17 protein-coding genes are annotated in these 18993 nt (G+C 44.4%); all 17 read left to right on the forward strand.

Annotated features, from left to right (window positions below; translation table 11 throughout):
* Window positions 1-483 (forward strand): hypothetical protein (locus GXO76_08065; GenBank protein ID NOY77809.1); only part of this gene is annotated, 483 nt, incomplete at its 5' end.
* Window positions 480-1442, forward strand: a complete 963-nt coding sequence (locus tag GXO76_08070) for a glycosyltransferase family 2 protein (protein NOY77810.1) — start codon at window positions 480-482, stop codon at window positions 1440-1442. The genes GXO76_08065 and GXO76_08070, both read left to right, overlap by 4 nt.
* Window positions 1439-2434 carry a glycosyltransferase gene (locus tag GXO76_08075; protein ID NOY77811.1) on the forward strand — a complete coding sequence of 332 codons (996 nt, stop codon included), beginning with the start codon at window positions 1439-1441 and terminating at the stop codon, window positions 2432-2434. The genes GXO76_08070 and GXO76_08075 overlap by 4 nt, the downstream gene beginning before the upstream one ends.
* Window positions 2435-2458: 24 nt before the next feature.
* Window positions 2459-3421, forward strand: coding sequence for a glycosyltransferase family 2 protein (locus GXO76_08080; protein NOY77812.1), 963 nt, complete (start codon window positions 2459-2461; stop codon window positions 3419-3421).
* Window positions 3399-4313 (forward strand): glycosyltransferase, encoded by a 915-nt coding sequence (locus tag GXO76_08085; protein NOY77813.1) that lies wholly within the window; start codon window positions 3399-3401, stop codon window positions 4311-4313. Before GXO76_08080 ends, GXO76_08085 begins: the two co-directional genes overlap by 23 nt.
* The gene (locus tag GXO76_08090; GenBank protein ID NOY77814.1) at window positions 4297-5244 is read left to right on the forward strand and encodes a glycosyltransferase; all 948 of its coding nucleotides are present in this window, start codon (window positions 4297-4299) and stop codon (window positions 5242-5244) included. The genes GXO76_08085 and GXO76_08090 overlap by 17 nt, the downstream gene beginning before the upstream one ends.
* Window positions 5241-5984, forward strand: coding sequence for a class I SAM-dependent methyltransferase (locus tag GXO76_08095; protein NOY77815.1), 744 nt, complete (start codon window positions 5241-5243; stop codon window positions 5982-5984). Before GXO76_08090 ends, GXO76_08095 begins: the two co-directional genes overlap by 4 nt.
* Window positions 5985-6096: 112 nt before the next feature.
* Window positions 6097-7335, forward strand: a complete 1239-nt coding sequence (locus GXO76_08100) for a colanic acid biosynthesis glycosyltransferase WcaL (protein ID NOY77816.1) — start codon at window positions 6097-6099, stop codon at window positions 7333-7335.
* The gene (locus tag GXO76_08105; protein ID NOY77817.1) at window positions 7335-9209 is read left to right on the forward strand and encodes a hypothetical protein; all 1875 of its coding nucleotides are present in this window, start codon (window positions 7335-7337) and stop codon (window positions 9207-9209) included. The genes GXO76_08100 and GXO76_08105 overlap by 1 nt, the downstream gene beginning before the upstream one ends.
* Window positions 9206-10648 (forward strand): MOP flippase family protein, encoded by a 1443-nt coding sequence (locus GXO76_08110; GenBank protein NOY77818.1) that lies wholly within the window; start codon window positions 9206-9208, stop codon window positions 10646-10648. The genes GXO76_08105 and GXO76_08110 overlap by 4 nt, the downstream gene beginning before the upstream one ends.
* Before the next feature lie 24 nt (window positions 10649-10672).
* Complete coding sequence (locus GXO76_08115) at window positions 10673-11794, forward strand: glycosyltransferase family 1 protein (protein NOY77819.1); 1122 nt, start codon at window positions 10673-10675, stop codon at window positions 11792-11794.
* A gap of 3 nt (window positions 11795-11797) precedes the next feature.
* Window positions 11798-13150: an O-antigen ligase family protein gene (locus tag GXO76_08120; protein NOY77820.1), complete on the forward strand. Its 1353-nt coding sequence runs from the start codon at window positions 11798-11800 to the stop codon at window positions 13148-13150.
* A gap of 15 nt (window positions 13151-13165) precedes the next feature.
* Window positions 13166-13879 carry a glycosyltransferase family 2 protein gene (locus tag GXO76_08125; protein NOY77821.1) on the forward strand — a complete coding sequence of 238 codons (714 nt, stop codon included), beginning with the start codon at window positions 13166-13168 and terminating at the stop codon, window positions 13877-13879.
* A complete protein-coding gene (locus tag GXO76_08130; protein NOY77822.1) occupies window positions 13872-14252 on the forward strand; it encodes a DUF2304 domain-containing protein in 381 nt (126 codons plus the stop codon). The genes GXO76_08125 and GXO76_08130 overlap by 8 nt, the downstream gene beginning before the upstream one ends.
* A gap of 1 nt (window position 14253) precedes the next feature.
* The gene (locus tag GXO76_08135) at window positions 14254-16032 is read left to right on the forward strand and encodes a hypothetical protein (GenBank protein ID NOY77823.1); all 1779 of its coding nucleotides are present in this window, start codon (window positions 14254-14256) and stop codon (window positions 16030-16032) included.
* A 1-nt stretch (window position 16033) separates the two neighbouring features.
* Window positions 16034-18229: a hypothetical protein gene (locus GXO76_08140; GenBank protein NOY77824.1), complete on the forward strand. Its 2196-nt coding sequence runs from the start codon at window positions 16034-16036 to the stop codon at window positions 18227-18229.
* A gap of 2 nt (window positions 18230-18231) precedes the next feature.
* Window positions 18232-18993, forward strand: a 762-nt coding sequence (locus GXO76_08145) for a phospholipid carrier-dependent glycosyltransferase (protein NOY77825.1), incomplete at its 3' end; no start/stop codon positions are given.

The raw sequence follows: 18993 nt of genomic DNA on the forward strand, positions 1-18993 counted from the left end.
GCGGACGGCGAGGATTATTTGAGCAAATCCCTGTACGGGGATTATTTTACGGTCGTCACCTTTTATCTGAACCGAATGCGGATGATTCGGAATTTTCAGATTGAACCCCGTTTTCCGATGCTGGATTACCGGCTGGTGGAACTGACGGCCAAAATCCCGATCGACCTGAAAATCAAAGGGTCGGAATCCAAGTACATTCTGCACAAAGCCATGGAAGGCTTTCTCCCGGATGAAATTGTGTTTCGCAAGGACAAACTGGGACACAGTGTCCCCATGAAAAACTGGATGCGGGAATCGGAAAAGGTAAAAGGCGTGCTTTCCGGGGTGCTTTTTGGCGAAAAATTGAAACAGCGGGGCCTGTTTCAAACCGATTATCTTCGCAGTTTGTTTGACGAACATCAGAAAAAACGCTACAATCATTCCCACCGCCTGTGGTCCGTGGCGATGCTGGAATTGTGGCTGGAGAAAAATTTCGACCAATGAAAAAGGATAAAACGTCTTCACTGGATATCTCTTTGGTAATTCCTCTTTACAATGAGGAAGAGAATGTGCAGCCGCTTTACGAAGCAATTGATGCCGTGGTACGGCACATGGGAAAATCCTACGAAATTATTTTCGTGGATGACGGCAGTTCCGATGAGACCTTTCCACGACTGAAGCAAATTGCCGAGTCCGATCCGGCTGTTAAAGTGATTAAATTCCGTGCCAACTGCGGGCAATCGGCGGCAACCGATGCGGGATTTGAACTGGCCCGGGGAGACGTGATTATCGTCATGGACGGGGACCTGCAAAACGATCCCAGAGATATTCCCAATCTTTTGGCCAAAATGGACGAGGGGTACGATCTGGTCAGCGGGTGGCGGAAGAATCGGAAGGATAAAGTCCTGCTGAGAAAAATCCCCTCAAAGATTGCCAATAAGATTATTGGCTCGGTCACCCGGGTCAATTTGCACGACACCGGCTGCGCGTTGAAGGCGTACCGAAAAGAGGTGGTCAAGCGAATCAATCTGTACGGGGAACTCCACCGTTTTCTTCCGGCATTGGCTCGGGTCGAAGGGGCACGAATTGCAGAAATCCCGGTCAATCACCACGCGCGGCAATTCGGGCAATCCAAGTACGGCATTACGCGCACGTTTAAGGTCATCATGGATTTGCTTTCCCTGAATCTCTTTATCAAATACCTAAAAAAGCCGATTTATTTTTTTGGGAAGATTGCCCTGCTGTTTTTTCTGTTTGCCTTTTTGAGCTTTGTGGCCATGTCCCAGGGCGTACTGCGAAATGTGTACGGTGCTGATGAATTGAATATTTTGGTGACCCTGCTTCTGGTTTTTCTGGCCAGCGGTTTGGAGTTTATTTTCCTGGGATTGCTTGCGAATCTGATTTACATGACCGGAAATAAAAAAAGTGTTTATTTATCCGAATTTATTGAGAGTAAACCATGACTGAAACAACGGAAATTTTAGTAGAGCAAAAGGTAAAACCGTCAACCCCAAAAGCTGTGAAGCCGGATTTGTCCATTATTCTGGTTTTGTTCAATGCGGAAAAACAGGCCGGCGCTATGTTAGAGGGGCTCATCAAAAGTCTGGATGGCCTCGAATCCGACTACGAAATTATTTGTGTGGATGACGGAAGTACGGATAACACCGCCCGCGTGGTAAAGGAATTCATTCAAGAGAGTTCGCGGATTAAACTGATTCAAATGCGGACCGCTTTCGGAGAAGCCTCCGCCCTGGATGCGGGAATCAAAAATTCCCGTGGAGATAAAATTGTCTATTTGACCGGCCGCGTGAATGTTAAGCCCGAGCATATTCTTCGTCTGCTTCGGAAGCTGGATGAAGGAAATGATCTGGTGGTAGGCTGGCGCCATCCGCGTCGGGACTCCTGGCTGAACCGCATTGTCTCCCGGATTTTTAACGGAATGATCAACGGCATTGCCGGATTGAAACTGCATGATATCAACAGCAGCGTTTTTGTGGCCCGGAGAGAAGTGCTGGAAAACGTCCCCATTTACGGCGATTTGAACAATTTTATTCCCGTGCTGGCCGTTAAACAGGGCTACAAGGTGGCCGAAGAAAAGATCGAACAACTACCGGGTTGGTTTCGGACATCCAAATATTTGGACGAATACATTCGCCGCTTTTTGGACATCATTACCGTATTTTTTCTGACACGGTATTCCAAGAAACCCATCCATTTTCTGGGATTTTTGGGGGCGATTTTAACCCTGCTGGGTGTGGGAATCGACCTGTACTTGTTTGTGTACCGAATCCTTCAACTGGGTCCCATCGCCGGCCGCCCGCTCTTGCTCCTGGGTTCTCTTCTGCTGATCATTGGAATCCAGATGGTCTCCATCGGGCTCATTGGCGAAATGATTATTTTTACGCATGCGAAAGAGGTTAAAGAGTACAATATTGAAACAATTGTCAACAAATAGTCTCAAAAAATCGAAACGGAATCAATGAAATTAATTATTCAAATCCCGTGCTACAATGAGGAAAAAACGCTTCCTGTAACGATTGCCGGTTTGCCGAAGAAAATCGAAGGCATCGACCAAATTGAAATCCTGATTGTTGATGATGGAAGCATCGACGGAACGGTTGAGGTAGCCAAGAGCTTGGGAGTCCATTACATTGTTCAACACACGAAGAACAAGGGGCTCGCCGAAACCTTTATGACCGGAATCAATGCGTGTTTGATGCACGGAGCGGACATCATTGTCAATACGGACGCTGATAATCAGTACAACAGCGACGATATTCCAAAACTCATTCAGCCCATTCTCGCCGGCGAGGCCGATCTTGTGATTGGGGAACGCCCCATTGAAAACATTTCCCATTTCTCGTTTATCAAAAAGAAACTGCAGCGGTTGGGAAGCTGGGTGGTTCGTCATTTTTCCGGAACCAATATTCCCGACGTCACCAGCGGCTTTCGCGCACTCAGTCGGGAAGCGGCCCTGAAATTGAACATTGTTTCCGGCTTTACGTACACGCTGGAAACCATTATTCAGGCCGGGAAAAAGAATCTTGCCGTCACGTACGTGCCGATTCGAACCAACGAAAAGACGCGGGAATCCCGGCTTTTCAAAAATATCCCGCACTATATTAAAAAGTCCGTCACGACGATTTTTCGAATTTACACGATGTACGAACCTCTGAAGGTATTTTTTGCTCTGGGTTCATCATTTATTGGAATTGCCCTGCTCATTTCATTTCGGTTTTTGTATTTCTATTTTAGTGGAAATGGTCAGGGCCATGTTCAATCCTTGATTTTTGCAGCCATTTTGTTCATCATTGGATTCCAGGTTATTGTGATGGGCTGGCTGGCGGATTTGATTTCGATGAATCGACGGCTGATTGAAGATCAATTGTACAAAATTAAAAAACTTGAAATAGGTGCGAATGGAAAGCGCTCAACAAAGTAAAAACCCGAAGACTGCATTATCCGTAACGGTTATCGTGCCGGCGTATAATTCGGAAAAGACGATTGAGAAAACACTTAAATCTCTGAAAAAGCAGTCGGTTCCACCGGATGAAGTCCTTGTCATTGATGATGCTTCAACGGACAGAACCCCTCACATTGCACAAGCCTATTTCCCCTTGATTCGCCTCGAGCAAAATCAGGGGCCTGCCCGGGCAAGAAATATCGGCATCCAAAAAGCCAGGGGAGACATTATTGCCTTTATCGATGCCGATTGTGAAGCAACGCCTGCGTGGGTGGAGAGCATCAAGAAGCGGTTTTCTCAAAATCCGGAAGAAGCCGTTATTATGGGGAATATTCAAATTCCCAGATCCACATTTTTGGGAGATTCCATTTCGGCTCTTGGATTTCCGGGGGGAGGTGCCGTCGGCTTCGACAAAATCTGGAAAGTGGATGAAAACGGCTATACGGACCACATCACCTCTGCGAATTTTGCCGTTCGAAAAGAGATATTTGAAAAATTCGGTCTGTTTGACGAAAGTTTTCCCTTACCCGGAAGTGAAGACCCGGAGCTTTCGTTTCGCTGGACTCGTTTGGGGGTGCGCATCCGGTATTGCCCGGAGGTGGTCGTTTACCATGTTCCGAGAACCAGTTTTGCTTCTTTTGTTCGCTGGCAGGTCGTTCGCGGAAGAGGAAATTATTATTTCAAGCAAAAAGTGGGCCCGGTGGGCAGTTTTATCAAATTGCGCCTGTGGTCCAGTTGGAATATTGTGAAGAAATACGCGTTTGATGTGAAAATTCCCCTGATTTTGAGCCTGTTGTTTGTGAGTTTTGTTCTTCAGCAATATGGTTTCTATATTGAAAGCAAAAGGAATCCCCGTGCCACTCATTCCTGAAAAGTCGCGTCAAAACATTGATGTTTCCATCATTATTCCCAACTATAATTCAACCGCAATGCTCAACAAGTGCCTGGATGCACTCTTCAACCAGGACACAACCTGCAATTACGAAATCATTGTTGTGGACAGTTCGGATAAACCGGAGGAACGGGCTCTTTTGGACGCACTGCCCGACACCGTCAAACAGGTGCACCTGAAAAACAGAACCTATCCCGGAATCGCACGGAATATTGGTGTGGAATATGCCCGCGGAGACATTATCGCTTTCACCGACAGTGATTGTATCCCTGCTCAAAATTGGGTTGAATCGATCTGCGTGGCGCACCAAAAATATGAAAATAGTCTGATTGGCGGGGGAATCGGAAATGGAACCCCCGGGAATTATGTGGGAACGGCCGAATATATGCTCGAATTCGGTGATTTTATCCCTTCGTCGAAACAAAGAGAAGTGGAGAGTATTCCCACGTGCAATTTTTCGATTCGGCGGGATCTGTTCGTCAAGGTAGGGAAATTTGAAAATGTGATTAAAGGGAGTGACACACTTTTCTCCCATCAATTTCGGGAAAAAGGGTACAAGATTTACTTTATTCCATCTATTTTGTTAAATCACGTCAATCGATGTGATGCGAAAAGATTTTTTAAAAATCAAAGAGACCTTGGTCGGGGGGGACATGCGGTTCGTCGGGATTTTAAAAGTGTGCCGGGACATTTTTTGACGAAGAATAGAATATTCCCGGTGTTCATTTTACCGTTTAAAACGTACACATTTTTTAAAAAAGCCCTGCAGGGGGGCATACGCTCATTCCTTACGGCATTGTACACGTTCCCTTTGGTTTTTGGAGGGTTGTTTTTTTATGTGAAAGGATTTTTGGAGGGGTTCCGGGTTAAACCCACCCAGCCAGTGCCAGAAAATGTGCCGGAAAAATGAAGAACCGTGATACCTGGCAGCCCAGCAAATTTGTCTATCGAAACGGAAGATTAATTGCTTCTCGCGACGACAGGCAGGTGCGCGTGGGGTCCCGATTAATGGCCGATATGGTGGCCCGTTTTTACGATGAGAATTTGGAAAAATATGCTGCCGGAAAATTGCTGGACTTGGGATGCGGGAAGGTTCCCCTTTTTCAGGCTTACAGAGAGTTGGTTAAGGAAAATATTTGCGTCGATTGGGCAAATACCCTCCACAAAAACGAGTATATCGATTTTGAATGTGATTTGACACAGGCATTGCCCTTCCCGGACGAGGAATTCGACACCATTATTCTCTCCGATGTTTTGGAACACATTCCCAATCCGGAAAATCTCTGGAGAGAAATGGCCAGGATCCTTGCTAAAGGAGGCCATGTTTTTGTCAACACACCGTTTTATTATTTTATTCATGAAGAACCCCACGACTATTATCGATATACAGAATTTGCTTTGCGGCGGTTCGTTCAACTCGCCGGACTAAAACTGATTTATTTGCGCCCAATGGGTGGCATTCCGGAAATTCTTGCAGACCTTTTGGCAAAAACGATGCAAATCGTTCCCGGGGTGGGACGTTTTCTTGCGGGAGCGCTGGAGACAAGCATAGAGTTTTTAGGACGAACCTTTATTGGAAAGCGAATATCGACAAAAACAGGTCAGCACTTTCCTTTTGGCTATGCATTGATCGCCGAAAAAATATCGTAATTCGATTCTTCAACCGTTTTTTCCTCCTCTTTCATTGGCTTCCTTTTTCCCCTTCACTTTTTGTCGTCATGCTTACGGAATGAATGAAATTGTATCAGATCGGTCAGGTTTCATGTCGAAGATGAAAAAATCCATTGCCTACATTCTGTGGGAATTCCCCCTTCTGTCGGAAACATTTATCAGCAATGAAATTTTGTTTCTGAATCAAAAGCACAAATTGCCCGTTACGATTTTTTCAAATAAAAAGCCTCAAATCCACAAAGTGCACCAGGAGGCTCAGGCCCTTTTGGAGAAAACGACCTATTTGCCTCCCTTTCTTTCTTACCAAACGATTCAGGCGGCTTTGTATTTTTCTTTTGTGTATCCGCTTCGGGTTTTTCGGGTTCTTTTTCTGCTGCTAAAAATGATCCCGTTCCGATCCCCTCGGGTGATCCCCTATTTTTTGGCACAGAGTGGGTTTTGTTTGACAAAAGCCTTTTATGTGTCCAAAAAAATCATGGCCAATAAACCCACCCATCTTCATTCGCACTATGCGCAAAGCGCGGCTTTTATCACCCTGTTAACGTCGCAGTTGACCGGGGTTCCCTATTCGTTCACCATGCACGCTCACGATATTTTTACCAATCCCAACAAGCGGTTAATTGTTTGTTTAATTAAAAAAAGTCAATTTGCTGTAACGATTTCTCAATTCAATAAAGCCTATTTGGCACGTTTGGATCCCTCCTGTGCGGAGAAAATTCATGTGATTCATTGTGGAATTGATTTGTCCCGGTTTCATCCGGCTGAGCGCACCTCAAAGGCATCGGAAAAAATTCAGTTGCTGTCCGTGGCACGATTGGTAGGCAAAAAAGGGATCCCCCGGGTTGTCCGGGCATTAGCCCAACTCGACAAGAAAGAGGCCCTTGTTTACAAAATCATTGGTACAGGGCCCCAGGAAAACGAGTTAAGGGAATTGATTCAGGAAAAGAATTTGTCCGATTTTGTCCGGCTTATGGGTGCGCAAACCTCGTCGGTTGTCAAAAATGAATTGCTGCAGACAGATGTTTTTGTGCTTCCCTGCCAGGTCGACAAGGACGGAAACATGGATGGAATTCCGGTGGCGTTGATGGAGGCCATGGCCATGGAAATCCCTGTGTTGTCAACCCGATTGTCCGGTATCCCGGAGTTGGTCAAAGACGGGGCGGGCTTGTTGAGTGATCCGGATGATGAGGAGGCCCTGCTGAAGCATTTACAGACCCTTATTTCGATGAAAAAAGAAGAACGAGAAGAAATGGGAAAAATCGGACGAAGGATTATCGAAGAAGAGTTTAACATCGAAACAGAAACAAAAAAATTGGGAGACTTGTTTTAGTGTTGATGGGAAAAAAGACTCCCAAAATCTTTTTGGCGGTTGCTTTTTTGGCGGTGTTTTTGGCCGTGGGGCATTTTTACGCACAGGTCCGCTGGATTAACGCCGATGAAGGGGCTCACCTCTCAGATGTTCAACTTTTGTCTGAAGGGCTGGTCCCGTTTGTGGATTTTCAATCCAGAGAACCTGTTTATGTTTATACCCTGTTTTTGGGAAGCAAAATTGTCGGACACTCTATTTTTGCGATGAGGTTGGTTCCTTACACCTTTTTCCTGATCGACGGGTTTTTAATTTACCTGCTTGTGACCGGTTTTTTTGAGAAACGAATGGGCCTGTGGGCGGGCCTTTTGTATCTTCTCTACCCGTTTTCTTTTGTTTTCTCTGTACTGATTAAAACCGAACCCTTTGGCATATTTTTTACCCTCTTGGCATTTCTGTTTTGGATGAAATATCATTCATCGAAGAGAAAGCTTTTCGCTTTTGCGGTGGGGATTTTCGGCCTGCTCGCTTTTTATGCGCGCCTGGCAGATGTGGCAACCTTTTCGGCGTTATTCCTGTTGTGGGGTATCCTCAGTTTGAGCGACAAAAAATTCATCCCGGGATGGATTACGTTCTTGCTGACCTATTTGGGAGGAGTGGCTGTGGTTCTTGCCGGTTATGCCCAGGCCGTTCCGATATCAAAGGTCTTTTTTTCGAATCTGAATCCGTTTTTCTTATTCTTAAAGCCCTTCTTAAAACGACTTCCTTTGACAACACTTCACTCCCTGGGGTTGGAAAAACTTCCTGTTGTGAAACAAGATTTTTCAAGAACGATGATCGAACTCACCCGCATTGTCGATATGAATTTGTTCTTGCTTTTGGCAGGGATGATGGTCTTTCTCATTGTTGTTTATAAAATTGTAAAGAAAAAAGAAGTCGATGTGCCGCTTGTAACATTGGTTGTTTGGGCCGGTACGTTTATGATTTTTTATGGCTTTTATTTGTTTCAAAGAGGAGTTTATTCCCAATATTTTACGGAAATCCTTCCTCCGCTCATAATTCTTTTTCTGGTTCTGATTCAATGGATTCATCGGCATATCACGTGGAAGGTACCTTCACGGATTTTCTTTCTGTTACCCGTTTTATTTCTTGTGATGTTCGGTCTTCTTCAACATCATGTGCTTCCTTATCCCAATCGATTTTTGTATGTGTGGGTTGGTGGTGTTTTTCTCACCGGCCTCATTCTCCTGTTCCATCGGGGGCTTTTGTGGAGAAACGTCCTTTGGGGAGAAGGATGTCTGATTCTGGTAGGCCTGCTGTTTTTTCTGACGCAGCAAACAAGTTGGTTGGCCTGGGCCCCGAAGAAGGGCCTTCTGTTGATTTATTTGGGAATATTAGTGGGAGGAGTGGGATTTATTTTGCGCGCGGCGCGCATCTATTCTTTTCGCAATTTTGTGTTGTTTCTCGCCGCCATATTCTTGATTTCGGGAATTGCCATTTCAGGTGCGGTTTCCGGAATATTTCTTTCGTCAAATCGGTATGATTGTACATGGTCGCCGGAGACAGTGAGACGGGTCACAACACTTCTGGCTTCGGACGATTCGAACGACTCGGTTATGTCGGGGGCCATGATCTGGTCTTATGAAGCGCAGAAGCACCCGTTTATGAATATTACACATCCTTTAAAATACAACGCGGGTTTTCCGGCAAAGGAAAAAGAAAAGATAGAGGCCTATTTTGTGAAGCATCCTCCCAAATATATGATTGAAGATGGCTATTTGAGGCGCAACTTTTTCAAATACATCCCGCTGATTCGGAAAGCCGCTCAAAACGAATACCGCCGAATCGCTTCTGTTGAAAATGTTACGGTTTACATGCGGATAGCACCGATTCAATGAATTTAAAAGAAAAAACAATTCAGGGAATTATTTGGAACGGCGCGGGGAAATTTATCATCCAGGGCCTCCAATTAGTCATTTCCGTCGTTCTGGCCAGATTGTTGACACCGGCAGATTTCGGCATCATTGGTATTGCCATGATTTTTATCGGGTTGATTGCCCTGGTGAATGAAATGGGCATTGCGGCCAGTATCGTCCAAAAATTGGAAGTGGATGCGCGCGATTTAGGGACGATGTTTGTTACGAGTCTCTTGGTTGGTATGGGGTTAATGGTTCTGCTTGCTCTTTTTTCCAAACAGATTTCTGTGTTTTTCAGAACCCCTGTTTTGTCTCCGATTTTAAAAATTCTTTCGCTAACATTTCTGATTGGGGCCGTGGGAATCGTCCAAAAGGCCTTGTTAAATAGACATTTAAATTTTAGAAAGATTGCCATGGGGGAAATTGCAGGCATTCTGGCTTACGGATTGGTTTCAATCAGCCTGGCCATGAGCGGCTATGGGGTGTGGAGCATTGTTTGGGGAACGATGACTAATTCAGTGGTGGCCACTCTTTTTTTTGTGATTATGAGTCATTGGCGGCCCGTGTTGATTTTTGATTATCAGCGCTTCAAGAAAATGTTCCATTTTGGGGCCAATGTGGTGGGCACCAACATTGTCAACTATATTCGCATGAATCTGGCCACGTTTATTACAGGCCGCTACCTGGGAAATACCGATTTGGGATATTATTCTCTGGCAAATACCCTTTCTTCGATGACTGTAGGACGAATTAGTTTTATCATCGGACGCGTGATGTTTCCGGCACTGTCTAAAATACAGGACGATAATGAACGGTTCAAGAATTATTATTTGAAAACAATTCGCTCCATTTCCATTATATCCTTTCCCCTTTTAGTGGGACTGTTTGTGCTTGCAAAGCCGCTGGTTTTAACGGTTTACGGAGAAAAATGGGCGCAAGCAATTATTCCTCTCCAAATTTTGGCGGTTGTGGGGCTGTTTCGTTCAATTGGGACGACGGTAGGGTTTGTGCTTCTGGCAAAAGGGCGGTCCGATATTGATTTCCGATGGAATATATTTTACGTCATGGCATTTTTGCTGGTATTGGTGGTTTCCGTAAAACACGGCTTAATTGCAATGGTTAGCGGATTAGCCTTTGTTACGATTGCCGGTATGCCGATTATTCAAAAAATAACCAATTCGCTAATCGATTTGACCTTTAAAGAAATGATCCGGGTTTTATACCCTGTGTTTTTAATGGCACTGGCCATGGGCGGAATTGTCTATCTGGCTTTTATTATTTTAACACCATTTTTGCCGCAACTTATTCTTTTAATTTTGTGCACGTTTCTTGGCGTATTAAGCTATTTCATGTTCATGATGACATGGAATCGTGAGGAAATGAAAGACCTGTGGAAATCTTTGGTGAAAACCAATTCTTAATAGTATTTGATATTTGAGGGCTTAATGAAATTAGCAATCCTGGGTACACGGGGAATCCCGGCCAATTATGGTGGTTTTGAAACCTTTGCTGAACAGTTGTCTGTGAGATTGGTGCAGAAGGGGCATGACGTCACGGTTTATTGCCGGAAGTCAAATTATGACTACAACACGCTTGGGAATCACTATCGTGGTGTCAAGTTGGTTGTCCTGCCGGCTATTCGAAATAAATATCTGGATACGGTTTCGCACACGTTCTTTTCAATTGTGCACAGTTTAACTCAAAAATTTGATGCCATTCTTGTTTGCAACAGTGTGAATAGCAGTTTTGTTTTTCTGCCCCGGATGGTGGGCACGCGGGTGGCGATTAATGTGGACGGACTGGAATGGCAGCGCGCCAAATGGAATAAATTGGGGCAAATTGTGTATCGCGTGTCGGAATGGCTGGCCACGTTGTTTGCAGATGTCATTGTGACCGATGCAATTATGATCCAAAAGTATTATCGCAAAAAATTCGGAAAGGATTCCGTTTTTATTCCCTATGGCTCAACCGTGAAACCCGTTCAATCCAACCAGGCACTTAAAAAATACGGACTGAAACCGCGGGATTACATTCTCTATGTGAGCCGGTTTGAACCGGAGAATAATCCGCTGTTGGTGGTCAAGGCTTTTGAGAAAACAAAAACCTCCAAAAAATTGGTCATGGTCGGCGATGCCCCTTACAATGCCGACTATATTCGTGAAGTGAAATCCACAAAAGATCCCCGAATTATTTTTACGGGCTATGTCTTTGGGGATGACTATGCCGAGTTACAGTCGAATGCCTATTTGTATATTCAGGCTACCGAAGTGGGTGGTACGCACCCGGCATTGTTGGAAGGCATGGGGTTTGGTAATTGTGTTTTGGCCAATGACGTTCCTGAGCATCGTGAGGTCGTAGGGAATACGGGTTTTTATTTCCGAAAGGATATCGAGGACCTGTCTCAAAAGATTCAGTATTTGACGTCCCTGTCCGAAGACGAAATTGAAAAATATCGCGCGATGGCCAAAGAAAGAATTAACCGCTATTACACGTGGGATGCAGTTGTGAACCAGTACAACGCGCTCTTTGAACAGTTAGCCCAAAACAAAAATCCCCTAAAAAGATAGATCATGAATCCGGAAAAACTCGTTCTTTTTCTTGTTATTGGTCTGGTTTGCGCAGCCGCCTCTTTTGCGGTAAATGATAAAAAAGGCTATCTTCTTTTTTTAATTGCGTTGTTTTTACCCTTTCGCTCAGGCCTTATTTTTTACCATTACAATGGTATTATTTTAATTGATTTTCCGCTTTTTCTCCTGTTCATTCTCAGTTTAGGGGGAGATACCCGGTTTCGCTGGTCTTTTCCCATCGTGGGCACGCCCCTCATTGCGTTTATTATTTGGTCATTCCTAGCATCCATTACCGCAATGAATATTGGCTGGGGAATCAGTCAGTGGACGCGGTTTTTTCGGGCGTATCTCGTGTTTATTGTAATTGTCAACAACATTACATCCTTTTCGCGTCTCAAATACTTTTTAAACGGATTCTTGTCCGGATTTGCCTTTCAAGCCTTGTTGGGGGTTTATCAATGGCGCTATGGTCCTGCCGGTCTGTGGATTTTGGAAGAGGTCGGGTTTCCCTGGAGGGCCTCAGGAACGTTTATTCATCCGGCCATGTTTGCCGATTATTTGGCCTTTTTCTTGCCGGTTCTCTTAAGACTCTTTGCCTTTTTGCCGCAGAAAAAGGTGACCCAAAATTTATTTTACGGAGTATGGTTTATTTTCGGTTTGGGAGCCCTGTTCGGAAGTTATGCCAGGGGTGTTTGGCTGGGTTTCTTTGTAGCGGTGTTTTTTATGATGTCGTATAGTATTATCAATCGAAAGCTAAAACCACGGGTAAAAATGGCCTTTGTCATTCTATCGTTTTTGGCGTTGGTTTTTGTTATCCATTATGCCGATACCATTTCCTCTCAATTTGAAAGCAAGGATCGACAGCGTTCGGCAGAGGTTCGAATCCCGTTGAATAAGCTGGCCTTGCGGATGATTGCGTCACACCCGATTTTGGGGGTAGGCCCCGACAATTATCGACTGGCATCTCCAAAATATGTGGTCTATGATGAGACAACGGTTGGGTACGGTTATTTTGAATTAACCCAAATTGTTCATAATTCGTATCTATTGTTAGCCTCTGAATTGGGCATTCCCGGGCTGCTTTTTTTCCTGTGGTTTGTTGTAACCATTTTTATAGTGGGGTGGAAAACCATTAAATCAAAACATCCCCTTATTTCCAATCTGGCCATCGGGCTTCTTGCCGGAATGGGGGCCAATTTGATAGAGTATTTAACGGGGCCGGATTTGCTGGATTACCAGATCACGATGCTTTTTGCCTCGTGTACGGCTCTCATCTATGTACTTTTCCGCTTTAATGTGATTCTTGAGAAGAAATTAAAATTTGAAAAAATCAAGCAAATGCAATCCAGGAAATAGATATCAATTATGGAAGTGACCCACAAGATTGTAATTATTCCGGCATTTAATGAGGAAAAAAATCTGCCGAATGTGCTTTTGGAGCTGAAAAAATATGATCCGTCCCTGCATATTGTGGTTGTGGATGACGGGTCCAGTGACCGTACGGCGCACGTGGCAAGAAAATTGCAGGTCAATGTTCTGGAGCTGCCGTTTAATCTGGGAATTGGGGGAGCTGTTCAAACGGGCCTGAAATATGCGCATAAAAATGGGTTTGACGTGGCCATTCAGGTGGACGCCGATGGACAGCATATTCCCTCTGAAATCGATAAATTGCTCGAGGGATTTCGGGATGGCAGCGATGTGGTAATCGGTTCCCGGTTTATTGAAGATTCGGAATATCGCTCGAGTATGATGCGAAATATCGGGATTAAAATCATCGCACTGGTCAATTCACTTATTTTGGGCAAAAAAATAACGGATAATACCTCCGGATTCCGTGCATTTAACCGGCGGGCCATTTCATTTCTATCAAAGAATTATCCCATTGATTACCCGGAGCCTGAAACAATTATCATTTTGGGACGTTCCGGCTTTCAGCTGAAAGAGGTTCCCGTTAAAATGAGGCAGAGAATGTCCGGGGAATCATCCATCGGAGCAATTGCGTCAATCTATTTTATGATAAAGGTCTTGTTAGCCATTTTTATTGATATTTTCAAGCAATACGAAGAGGTCTCGAATTATGAATGATCGAATCCAACTTATCGCGATTTTGGTCAGTTTGATTATTGCCGGCACAATTTTCCAGCTTATCCGAAAGAAGAAATTGCTGGAGCAATACTCCTTGTTGTGGTTTTTTTCGGCGATTGTTCTCTTGATTTTTTCGGTGTGGCGGGACTTGCTGGATAGGATGGCCGGTGCCATGGGCATCTATTATGCTCCCTCGGCTTTGCTGGTTATTGTTATTTTTTGTGGATTCCTGTTATTCCTGAATTTTTCCCTCGTTATTTCGAAATTGACCAATCAATCAAAAGACCTTGCGCAGGAAATTGCCCTTTTGCAAAACAAGCTGGAAAAGCTGGAGAATCAATCCTTTCAGGCCAAAGACGACGGAACCATTTGACATGTTTAATCGACTTAAGAATATTTGGCTTTCACGAAAATATTTTTTGGTAGCGATTTTTACCCTCGGGCTCATCATCCGACTGGCCTACGTTTTTACCTTGCAGGAAAAATGGTATTTTTATGACACCCGCCATTACGAAAAGGCGGCCGTCAGTATTTTGCAAACCGGGACGTTTGGAGAAGGCTATCTTTATGACGAAACAGGTGGAATGACCTATTCCCTCGAACCGATCTATCCGGTCTTTTTGGCGTCGGTTTATGCCGTTTTCGGACACAGTTTTTTAGCCGTTCGCGTGGTTCAATCGGTTCTGGGTGCTTTTTTGCTCCTTATGATGTTCTGGATTGCAGAAAAGGTGTATCCCCGAAAACATATTCCGCGCGTTGCAGCCCTGATTGGGGCCGTTTATCCCTACCTTATTTTTGTGAGCGGACTTCTTTACGTAACCCTTTTGTTTACCGTAATATTGTCCCTGTTAATTTATGTCATACTGCTTTTTCACGAAAAACCCACGCTAACAAAAGCCGCGCTCATCGGCCTGCTTATCGGCCTGTCCATTTTTTGCAGGCCGATTATTGTGTTTTTTGTGCCGCTGTGGATTTTGTGGGAAATAATTTATCGAAGAGAATCCTTCCCGAAATTAAGCGGGCATGTGATCGTAGCGGGAATCGTCTTCCTGATTGTGATTTTCCCCTGGGAATTGCGAAATTACAAAATATTTCATCGCGTTACACCCATACGGGCGTATAAAGGAGAAGTGAATCGACTGGACAAACAATTTCAGTTGGCAGAATTAAAATTAGGCAATTTTCAAGGGGATGTTTTAAGCGCGGTTATTCGATCGGATTCTTCAGGCAACCATTTTTCGGTTTATTACAATGGGATTTATAAAGGGGAGGTAACCGACTCCTTAAAGCTCATTCATCCCAAAACCTATTATTCGGGAATTTATTTGAGGGGGAATCAAAAAAATGGGGTTGCTTCTTTTGAAGCGAGAAAAACAACCCCATCGGGTACATTGAAATGTGAGACTAATTTTTCGGAGCCGCTTAAGGAGCGGGCCTGGTATTTTACCCCCACCATTCACGTGTCTGGGCATGAATTGTCGGCAGATTCGAGCCGCCGTTGGAAAAACTTTGCGATTTGCCGCAGCATCGAAAATCCAACCCGGGTTTCTCTAAAATGGGGCGGAGATGTCACGGGATATGGGGTGCAAGAGGGTGGACTTTTTTTAATGGTTGACAGTCTCTCGGGCTCACCCAGCGGGTATTATCTGGTTCGAAAACCCACGGGACATCTAAGCCTGTGGCTCATTGAAAAGGGGGTTCCCAAAAAAGGGCTGCAATATAAAGTTGAATTCAATTCGCCGTTTAATCAAAAAGGGCTCTTCTCAAAACTTGCGAATCTGGCGATAAAAACCCCGAAGGCATTTTTTGTATCCTATTTTTCGGAATTTATTAAATTTTGGAGTCCTGTTATTACGGAATCCATCGATTCGAAGAATTCGTTCAATTCAGGGGCCGTGAAAAAAGTAGGGGAGCTCTCATACGGAATCATTTTAGTGTTTGCATTATTGGCTTTGTTAAGGATGCTGAAAGAAAATAATCGGGATAAAATCCTTTTGCTGTTTTTGGTGATTTTATCTTTTGCCATTGGATACAGTATTTTTGGGGTGCGCACGCGTTATCGGATTCCTTCCGATCCGTATTTAATCATTCTTTCAGCCTCAGGATGGGTGTTTTTTGCCAAGACTGTTTTAAAAATAAATAGGACAAAATAGTATGTTTGGAATAAAAAAGTTTCTAATTCCCGTAGCTCTTCTGATTTTACAATATCATTTGGGATGGGCACAAAATACCCTCAAATTGAATTATTCCGATGTGTCGGTTGTAAAAGCAAGATATATTAAAATTTTTGACCACACAGACGTCAAAGACGAATGGAAAGATCCCTCTTACCGGTCTGTCAATTGGTATGACAATGAAATTAAAATTCCGTGGAATATTGCAACCGCCATCTTGTTGGGCCAGATTAGCAAAAGTGAATGGGAGCCCGCTCTTCGGGAACATATTCGAATTCAACGTCCCACATCGACCCACGGCGGTGCAAATGATGCCTGGATAGCCATGTCTGATTTGGCAGCGGGTTTGGCCCTTAATGATACGAGTTATTTGCGGAAAGGCGTCTCACGAATGGCTGAGTCTACGGTCCGTACCTGTTCCCCCAGGGATTACGACTATCAATTTGGCCAGATAATGGAGGATAATTCCTATCATTTTCATGCATTTGCACCTAGCATGCGCTACGGACAGGATCATTTCCTGACGGTAGTTGAATACCTGTTTATTACCGAAGGCACGTCGTTCAATTTGTTTGATAAACCCAATCGATTTATGCCCAATGGGGAAAACAGTGTGGATGTGCTTTTCCAATGGTTTCATAATTTTATTCGGTGGTATTCATACAAAGGAATAGGCGACCCCAATCTTTATACGAAATTAATGCACAGCAATCCTGCCTGGCAAAACAGGGATGAAATTTTTCGAAAAGCCGTTCCTCTCTTGCTTAAAATAGACTTACCTCAGAAATACCAAAGCTATGTGCCAGAATTGCAAGAGTTCTTAAATAAATCCGATCGGCCTCTCGGGGCCATGGCTTATCCCTTAAGTACCTACCTTTCGGTTCGGCGAAAGAATTTTTATGCGGGATTGAAATTGGCGAATGTGGCTCTTCCGATACAGGAAAGAAGCAGCCTGAATCCTGTTTTGGGGGGTGTGAATGTGGTAACACCAAATACAATCGATCGGCTGAACGGAACACGGGATGATTACTATGCCTCGGACCGCATATTTAACCTCATGACCTTACCCATGCGATATTATGCAGCAGCTTTCCCTGAAAGAAGCAATCCCTACGGCGTTTCGGGAAAAACCGTTCTGAAAAATTGGGCCTATTGGGGGTTATCCAGTCTGAAAGGTCAATACGGGATCGGAGGCCAGGATTTATATAACAATGGGTTTGGGGAACGCGTGGCCTGGTTCTTTTTTAATGATGAAATTGTAAATACCGGTTCTCATATTTGGGCAAACGCCGATGCAGGTGACATGCTCACCATTGTAAACACGTTCAGAAAAAAGGATGCAGCTTTCGCCCCGGATAATCTTTCGCTGCCCGATCTGGGTAAAAAGATCACAATCGATAACCAGAATTGGCTTTATCACGATCAGACAGGCTATGTTTTTCTGAGAAACAAACATTTGAAAGTGGAAGGAATTCAGGGGCTTAATCCGTATTTCATCAGACTTTCCATTGACCACGGTGTCAATCCGTCGAATAGTTCCTTTGCGGTTGTTTATCTTCCCAATAAGAATCGAAGCGCCGTGTCGAGCTATGCGAATTCTCCGGATGTGGAAATCATTGCCCTAAACGACAACGCCCATATTGTTCGTGAAAAGACTCTCAATGTGGTTGGGGCCGCTTTTTTTAACAGCTACCAGTCGTCCGCTATTTCATCAAATCTGCGTGGATATATTTTATATCAGGCAAATGGCGACGGGTTTTGGCTTTCTCTCTATAATCCCTATCAGGAGGAAAATATCCCCTTTTTGCAGGCGGACAAATGGGGATGGTATAAAAATCCCATGTTGGATTATTACATTCATCCGGCCAATGCCACGTACAAAACGTATGAGATCGAGATCCCGTACAAGTTGCAAAAAGCCACCAGCGATGTTCCCTTTGACATAACAGAAACGTCCGGGGGCACGCGCATTACGGTAAGATTACGGGTCACCCGGAAATTTGAAATCTCCGGGAGTCCGGCTGGTTCTGACCGGTATACAATCGATAAGGCCAGTATTCGAATCAATGATGCCACAGCGCCTCCGCTTGAGGTTTCGGGTCGCACAACGCCTCCACCGAATCAGGATCAGAACCCGCCTTCGCCGCCGCAGGGTTTAAAGGTACGAAATAACTGACGATGAAAAAAAATCACTACATTATTGCGATTGTTCTGATTTCCGTCTTCTTCCTTGCGCAAAGTATCTGGAGTATGCGGGAAAAATCCGCCACATTTGATGAAATCGGGCACGTGGCTGCCGGGTATTCTTTTCTGAAATACAATGATTATCGGTTGTACGACGTGGATCCGCCCCTCATGCGGCAGATAGCGGCCTTTCCGCTGTTATTTATGAAATTGAATTTCCCGATTCACTCCGAGGGGTGGAAAGAAAAAAAAGAGATCGATGTGGGATATGATTTCTTTTACAAAATAAATGGTCGAAAAGCAGATAAAATATTGTTTTTGGCCCGGTTACCAGTCGTTTTTATTTCACTTTTATTGGGTTTGTTGCTTTTAAAATTCGCAACCGATCTTTGGAATATTCAAACGGGACTCTTTGCGTTTTTTCTATTTTCATTTGAACCCAATTTTTTGGCACATGCCCGATTGGCAACAACCGACATGGGGCTTGCTTTGTTCTTGACATTATCGGTCTATTTTACTTATCGCTACTGGAAAAGTCCCTCGTTGAAAAGTGCGGCTCTCATGGGTGTGAGTTTTGGCCTGGCCATTGCCTCAAAAACCCCGGGAATGATTTTGATCCCCTTCTTTTTCGTTGTGCTTTTGATTGTGAGACCGGCTGCAAAAGGTGCGGATTCTTCGCTCCCGTTACTGAAGCGTTTGAAGGCTGCCTATTGGAACAAAAAAGAAGGCACCTATTTTTTGCACTGGGTCGTCATC

The organism is Calditrichota bacterium (assembly GCA_013151735.1).
Taxonomy (GTDB): Bacteria; Zhuqueibacterota; JdFR-76; order JdFR-76; family BMS3Abin05; genus BMS3Abin05.